The sequence below is a fragment of the Pseudomonas sp. BF-B-15 genome, from assembly GCF_019946675.1.
GTDB lineage: Bacteria > Pseudomonadota > Gammaproteobacteria > Pseudomonadales > Pseudomonadaceae > Aquipseudomonas > Aquipseudomonas migulae.
Genome location: NZ_JAGYFZ010000185.1, coordinates 1 through 5,098 on the forward strand (window position 1 = coordinate 1; position 5,098 = coordinate 5,098).

General features: G+C 61.1%; 4 protein-coding genes. 2 read left to right on the forward strand and 2 right to left on the reverse strand.

All coding sequences use genetic code 11. From position 1 onward, the window contains the following. Positions 1-274 precede the first annotated feature (274 nt). The gene (locus KGA97_RS28965) at positions 275-1,951 is read right to left on the reverse strand and encodes an MFS transporter (protein ID WP_223481958.1); all 1,677 of its coding nucleotides are present in this window, start codon (positions 1,949-1,951) and stop codon (positions 275-277) included. A 216-nt stretch (positions 1,952-2,167) separates the two neighbouring features. On the opposite strand from KGA97_RS28965, the gene KGA97_RS28970 reads away from it, so the two are divergent. Next, positions 2,168-2,932, forward strand: coding sequence for an alpha/beta fold hydrolase (locus tag KGA97_RS28970; RefSeq protein WP_223434964.1), 765 nt, complete (start codon positions 2,168-2,170; stop codon positions 2,930-2,932). Positions 2,933-2,965: 33 nt separating this feature from the next. On the opposite strand, the gene KGA97_RS28975 is transcribed toward KGA97_RS28970, so the two are convergent. Beyond that, positions 2,966-4,624, reverse strand: a complete 1,659-nt coding sequence (locus KGA97_RS28975; protein WP_223481959.1) for a tetratricopeptide repeat protein — start codon at positions 4,622-4,624, stop codon at positions 2,966-2,968. 283 nt (positions 4,625-4,907) lie between these two features. On the opposite strand from KGA97_RS28975, the gene KGA97_RS28980 reads away from it, so the two are divergent. Next, the coding region (locus KGA97_RS28980; RefSeq protein WP_317848249.1) for a hypothetical protein at positions 4,908-5,098 on the forward strand (191 nt) is incomplete at its 3' end.

Here is a 5,098-nt window from a genome sequence, read left to right on the forward strand (position 1 = left end):
CGAGAGGCCGAGCGCAGGTTCTGCGCAGTGGGCAACCCGGCATGGATGCCGGGTTAGCCGCCCCCGGCCATGGATGGCCGATGGCGGCGCGCCCACGGAGCAGGACCGGAGCGAGGGCATGCCGAGCCTTAGCGAGGCACCGAACGAAAGGGGCAAGAGCGCTTTGGTTACTTTCGCGCTTTTCGAAAGTGACTCGCCGTAAGGGCGAAACCGCCAGCCGCCATCACCGCAGCAACGGATATACCCCCACCCAATCCCAAAAACCCTCCCAACCCTAGGTGTGATGAATCTCCCGATCCTTGGTTTCCGGCAAAAAGAACGTCCCAAGAATAGCCGTCATCACCGCAATCACGATCGGATACCAAAGCCCGTAATAGATATCCCCCGTGGCCGCGACCATGGCGAACGCAACCGTCGGCAGGAAGCCGCCAAACCAGCCATTGCCAATGTGGTACGGCAACGACATCGAGGTGTAGCGGATACGCGCCGGGAACAGTTCCACCAGCCACGCCGCGATCGGGCCATAGACCATGGTCACGTAGATCACCAGGATGGTCAGCAACAACAACACCATCGGGTAATTGGTCTTCGCCGGATCCGCCTTCTCAGGGTAACCGGCGTCCTTGAGCGAGGTGCCAAGGGTGGCGACGAAGGCATCGTTGCGGGTCTTGAAGTCGGCGGCCGGCATGCCGGTGCCCTCGAAGCTCTCGACCACTTTGCCGCCAATGCGAACCTGCGCAATGGTGCCCGGCTCGGCTTTTTCGTTGATGTAGGGGATGGCTTTCTTCGCCAGTACCGTCTTGGCAAGGTCACAGGAACTGGTGAATTTGGCTTTGCCCACCGGGTCGAACTGGAACGAACACTGGTCTGGATCAGCAACCACCGTGACCGGGTTTTTCGCCTGCGCCGCGAACACGTCGGGGTTACCGTACTGGGTCAACGCATGGAAGATCGGGAAGTACGTCACCGCCGCGAGAATACAACCGGCCATGATGATGCCCTTACGGCCGATGCGGTCGGACAGGCTGCCGAATATCACGAAGAACGGCGTGCCGATCAGCAGCGAACCGGCGATCAGCAGGTTGGCGGTCTGCGGGTCGATCTTGAGCATTTGCAGGAGGAAGAACAGCGCATAGAACTGCCCGGTGTACCAGACAACAGCCTGGCCGGCAGTACCGCCGAGCAGCGCCATGATCACAATTTTGAGGTTTTCCCAACGGGCGAAAGATTCGGTCAGCGGCGCTTTGGACGACTTGCCCTCGGCCTTCATTTTCAGGAACACCGGCGATTCGCTGAGTTGCAGGCGGATGTACACCGAGATGATCAGCAACAGGATCGACAGCAGGAACGGAATCCGCCAGCCCCAGGCCTCGAACGCTTCCGTACCGAGAACGGTGCGGCAGGCGAGAATCACCAACAGCGACAGGAACAGACCGAGGGTCGCGGTGGTTTGAATCCACGAAGTGAAATAGCCGCGCTTGCCCTTCGGCGCATGCTCCGCGACGTAGGTCGCCGCCCCGCCGTACTCACCGCCCAACGCCAGGCCTTGCAGCAGTCGCAAGGTGATCAGGATGATCGGCGCCGCGACGCCGATGGTCGCGTAGCCGGGCAGAAACCCGACGATGGCGGTGGAGATACCCATAATGACAATGGTGATCAGGAAGGTGTGCTTGCGTCCGATCATGTCGCCCAGTCGCCCAAACACAATCGCGCCGAAAGGCCGCACGGCAAACCCCGCAGCGAACGCGAGCAGCGCGAAGATGAAGGCGGTTGTCTCGTTGACGCCAGCAAAGAAGTGCTTGGCGATGATCGCGGCGAGAGAGCCGTAAAGGTAGAAGTCGTACCATTCGAACACGGTGCCCAGGGACGAGGCGAAGATGACCTTGCGCTCCTCCCTGGTGATCCCGTGGTTGGGCACGTTGCCCGTGGTGGTGTTGTCGATTGCGGCCATGAGTCTTCTCCGTCTTGCTCTTGTTGTAGGCCGGAGCACCTCACTAGCATCGTCGCACCCAGGCCCTGGGGCTGAAGTTATCGGACTACGGAATGCACAAAGCCTGGCAACAGGCTGACCGCCTCACATCACTGCAAGGTTTCATGAAGCATAATCACCTTCGTGCAGATATCCACTCGCCAGCCTGCAAACCCTCAAATACGCGGAGAACCCGCCATGAATCAGCGCAAAACCGGCTACGCCCCCGTCAACGGGCTACGGATCTATTTCGAGATTCACGGCGCAGCGCACCCCACGCGACCGCCCCTCGTCCTGCTGCATGGCGGCGGCGACACCCTTGAAACCTCATTCGGTCAGATCCTGCCGGTGCTGGCGGCTGAGCGTCAGGTCATTGCCATCGAACAACAGGGTTATGGGCACACAGCGGACATCGTCGACCGTCCGTTCAGCTTCGAGCAATCCGCGGACGACACGGCGGCACTGCTCGCGTATCTGCACATCGGGCAAGCGGACCTGTTTGGTTTCAGCAATGGCGGCACCATCGCCTTGCAGGTGGCGATCAGGCATCCGGACCTCGTTCGCAAAATCGTGGCGGCGTCGGCGCTGGTCAATCGTGACGGTGCCTATCCGTGGCTCTGGGAAGCGATGGCCAACGCCACGCTGGAGAACATGCCGCCAGAGTTGCAGGAGGCGTATCTCAAGGTCGCGCCGCAGCCCGGCAATCTGCGGCTGATGCATGACAAGGCAGCCCGGCGCATGCGCGATTTCAAGGACATCCCCGACGACGATATCCGCCGCATCACCGCGCCGACATTGGTGGTGGTCGGCGATGCCGACGTCATCCGCCCCGAACATGCCGTGCAGATGTTCCGGCGCCTGGCACACGCGCAGCTTGCCGTGCTCCCCGGCACCGATCACATGCAGGTGACCACGCGCACCGAATGGCTGGTGCCAATGATCGACGCGTTTCTCGATGCCTGAAAACGGGCGTCGTGGCGCCCGTTTCCGGCGAGTTCAGCCCTGACAGCAGCGCGCCCCGACACGGCAAAAACAGGAGGCGGTGATTTCCACATCGGCCCGCGCCATGGCCAGATCGAGGCGGGTCCGGGCAGCAGCGGCTTCGGCGTCCCGCCCCAAGCGTTTCAGGCACTCCACATAACCGTGGAGGCTCCAGACATTGTCCAGATGCCAGGACGCACGGCTCAGCGTGTCGTCCAGCCCCAGATCGGCCCGGTAGGCCTGCAAGGCTTCTTCCACCCGACCCTGCTCCAGCAGCAGCGCACCCAGCGCGTGTCGCACCGGTTGCATCCAGCCCCAAGGCTCGTCGTACGGCAGGTTGTCGTCCAGTGACTGCGCCTCGCGCAGGTGAGCGAACGCGCTGTCGTAGTTGCCTTTGCGGTACTCGATTTCCCCATGCAGCATGGCGCCGGCCACCGCCAAAATGTCGGTGCATTGATTGTTGAAGAGGTAACGCGTTGGCGGCACGCGGGTCAGCGCATTGATGAACAGCCGTTGTTCGGCTTGCGCGGCGGCGATATGCCCGTTGGCCGCGTGCGCCACGCCTCTGGCGTAATGCAGCATCGCGGTGGTCACGCAGTACAGTTCCTGGTCATTGGGCAATGGAGTGGCGAGGATGTCCTGCCATTTGCCAAAGCGGATCTGCACATGCACCTTCATTGACACGAAGCTTTCCAGCCAATCGGCCATGGGCGGTTGCTCGACGCGCAGCAGTTCTTCCTTGATGGTCGACATCAGCTCGATGGCGGCGTCCAGCGCCGGTTGGTATTGCCCGAGGAACATCGCCGAGTAGAGTTTGAAATGGTAGTTGTGGCATCGATACAGGGTGTAGAAGTTGAGCGGCCCTTCCCGCTCCAGGAATTTGCGGTCGGCCAGGATCGCTTGGCTATTGGTTTTCATGGCCCCACGGTAATCGCCGCAGAGCACGTCGATGTGCGACGGCATGTGGCGCAGGTGCCCGGCGTCCGGCACCAGGTCGCGCAGAATATCGGCGGCGCGCAACGCTCGTTCGGGATGGGGTGACATTTCCAGGGTGTGGACGTACATGTGCAGCACGCCGGGGTGCGGCGCACCGCCCAGTGCCTGCTCCAGCACAGCCAGCGCTTCGAGGGTGTCGGCGCCCGGCGCGGGTTCACCGGTTTTCAGATCCCACAACAGCCAGGGTGTGCGGTCAATCAAGGCTTCGGCAAACAGCGCCGCCACATCGGGATCGTCGGGAAAGGCTTTATAGACATCGCGCATCGACGCCGCGTAGGCATCGTTCCAGGTGAATAGTTGTTCAACACTGTCGGCAGCGTCGGCCTGATAGCGTTGCTCAAGCGCCCGGATCAGCGCTTGTTCCACCGGTTTGGCACCGTCGCAATGCGCCAGCGCAGTACGCGTCGCCAGTCGGGCCTGGGCGACGGCGTCTTTCAACTCCTGTTCGATAAACGCGTCCCAGCGCTTGTTGTAATTGGGGCCGCTGGCATAGGCGATTCCCCAGTAGGCCATCGCGCAATCGTGGTCGTGTTCGATCGCCTTGCGGAAACAGCGGATGGATTCATCGTGGTTGTAGCCGTAGCACCACAATAATCCGCGGTCGAACCAAAGCTGAGCCTGTGGCGAACGAGTCGTTACGGGGCGGCTGTAGGTGCCCAAATCGTAATAGTCGTGCATCGGTTTACCCTCTCGATCAGAGCCTGGAACCTCGCAGAAAATGCCTCACGGCCTGACTTGCCGGAGACCGTCGATAGTTCGGGAGATCCAGCATACCCCGGCTGCTCCGGCCGGGCGGTGCAGCCGACGACAGGCTGGCGCCATGGAGTTTTTAGGACATTACTCACCAGCCCCCCCTGTAGGAGCCAGCTTGCTGGCGATGGTGTGTCAGTCGACATTTCCTTAGCTGACACTCCATCGCCAGCAAGCTGGCTCCTACAGGGGGATGCGGTACTGAGCAGGCATGCGCCCAGACGCCCTTTCGCATCAATGGCAAACCATTGCCGGCGTCGATAGTCACCATCAACTCAATGAAGTTCTCATAAAAATTGTGCGGCGTACCATCAGCTCCATACCAAACAACTACACCCCGGAGCACACCACCATGAAACGCCAACTCTTCCTCAGCATCGCTTTCTCGGTTTTTGCAGTTAA

What these genes read in the sequence shown, in the direction of transcription:
- KGA97_RS28965 (WP_223481958.1), bottom strand. Translation starts at nt 1,951, where the DNA reads ATGGCCGCAATCGACAACACCACCACGGGCAACGTGCCCAACCACGGG.
- KGA97_RS28970 (WP_223434964.1), top strand. Translation starts at nt 2,168, where the DNA reads ATGAATCAGCGCAAAACCGGCTACGCCCCCGTCAACGGGCTACGGATC.
- KGA97_RS28975 (WP_223481959.1), bottom strand. Translation starts at nt 4,624, where the DNA reads ATGCACGACTATTACGATTTGGGCACCTACAGCCGCCCCGTAACGACT.